Origin of the sequence: Thauera sp. 27 (assembly GCF_000310125.2) — a bacterium.
In the GTDB taxonomy this organism is placed as follows: domain Bacteria; phylum Pseudomonadota; class Gammaproteobacteria; order Burkholderiales; family Rhodocyclaceae; genus Thauera; species Thauera mechernichensis.
Window position 1 is genome coordinate 1 of the sequence record NZ_AMXB01000089.1, and the last position, 1,963, is coordinate 1,963.

The 1,963-nt window shown below is 66.9% G+C and carries 1 protein-coding gene; it reads left to right on the plus strand.

All coding sequences use genetic code 11. From position 1 onward, the window contains the following. Nucleotides 1-2: 2 nt before the first annotated feature. Nucleotides 3-1,963, plus strand: a 1,961-nt coding sequence (locus B447_RS21465; RefSeq protein ID WP_004249189.1) for an indolepyruvate ferredoxin oxidoreductase family protein, incomplete at its 3' end; no start/stop codon positions are given.

Genomic DNA, 1,963 nt, shown 5'->3' on the forward strand with positions numbered 1-1,963 from the left:
CGATGTCGTCCAAACAGGACCTGACGCGGCAATTCACGGCAGAAGAGGGGATCATCCACATCGGGGGCATCGAGGCGCTGGTGCGCCTGACGATGGACCAGATCCGCTTCGACCGCCGCCGCGGTCTGAACAACGCCATGTTCATCTCCGGCTACCGCGGCTCGCCCGTGGGCATGCTGGACGCCAACTTCATCAAGCAGCAGAAGCTGCTGATGCAGCACAACATCCAGTTCGTCGACGGCCTCAACGAGGACCTCGCCGCCACCGCCGTCTGGGGCACCCAGATGATGCACACGGTGGGCAAGCAGAAGTTCGACGGCGTGGTCGGCACCTGGTACGGCAAGGCGCCGGGCGTCGACCGCTCGGGCGACGCGCTCAAGCACGCAAACTACACCGGCACCCTGCGCAATGGTGGCGTGCTCGCCATCTTCGGCGACGACCCGAGCTGCAAGTCGTCCTCGCTGCCGAGTCAGTCGGAGGCCATGTTCTACCACGTCGGCATCCCCTCGCTGTACCCGGGCAACGTGCAGGACATCCTCGACTTCGGCCTGCACGGCTACTACCTGTCGCGCATCTCGGGCCTGTGGGCGGGCCTCAAGATCGTCACCAACGTCGCCGACGGCAGCGGCAGCGCGATCGTCGACCCCGACCGCCTGAAGTTCATCACCCCGGTGGTCGAGCTCGACGGCCGCCCCTACAGCCCCGAGGTCAACCTCGGCATGAACGTGCGCAAGGACGCGCTCGACATGGAGCGCACGCTGTACTACGCGCGCCTCGAGCTCGCCCGCCAGTATGCGCGCGAGAACGGCCTCAACAAGGTCACGCTCCCCAACGTCGACGCCTGGCTGGGCATCATCACCGCCGGCAAGACCTACCACGACCTGCGCCAGGCCTTCATGGAGATGGGCCTGGACGACGACGCCCTGCGTCGCGCCGGCGTGCGCATCCTCAAGATCGGCATGCTCAACCCGCTGCAGCCGGACGACATCCGCGACTTCGCACGCGGGCTCGAGGAGATTCTCGTCGTCGAGGAGAAGCGCCCCTTCATCGAGCTGTTCGCCAAGGAGATCCTCTACGGCACGGCCAACGCGCCGCGCATCGTCGGCAAGCGCGACGAGGAAGGCTGCGACCTGCTGCCCTTCCACGGCGAGTTCGAGTCCGACATCATCGCCCGTGCGCTCCACGCCCGCCTGTCGCGCAAGACCCGGCTGGAGTCGGCCGAGGCCTGGATCCGCCGCCTGGACGAGATCCACAGCCGCAACGCGCTGACCACGCTGACGCGCTCGGCCTGGTACTGCTCGGGCTGTCCGCACAACACCTCCACCAAGGCCCCCGACGGCAGCATCGTGTCGGCCGGCATCGGCTGCCACACGATGGCGATGTGGATGAAGCGCGGCGTGGTCATGGGCACCCACATGGGCGCCGAGGGCGCGCAGTGGATCGGCATGCAGCCCTTCACCGACACGCAGCACATCTTCCAGAACATGGGCGACGGCACCTACGCCCACTCAGGCAGCCTGGCGGTGCGCTACTGTGCGGCGACCAACACCAACATCACCTTCAAGATCCTGGTCAACAGCCACACCTCGATGACCGGCGGCCAGGAGATCATGGGCGCCGAGCCGGTGCGCAACCTGGTGGCCGAGCTCGTGGCCAACGGCGTCAAGCGCATCATCGTCACCACCGAGGACCTGTCGCGCTACAACGCGGTCAATCTCATCGGCAACACCGAGGTCTGGCACCGCGACCGCATCATGGAAGCGCAGAAGCTGCTCGCCGAGACCGAAGGCACGACCGTGCTCATCCACGACCAGGAGTGCGCCGCCGAACTGCGCCGCCAGCGTGGCCGCGGCAAGGCCTGGGAGCCGGAGGCGGTCATGGTGATCAACGAGCGCGTGTGCGAAGGCTGCGGCGACTGCGGCGAGAAGTCCAACTGCATGTCGGTCGAGCCGGTGCAGACCGA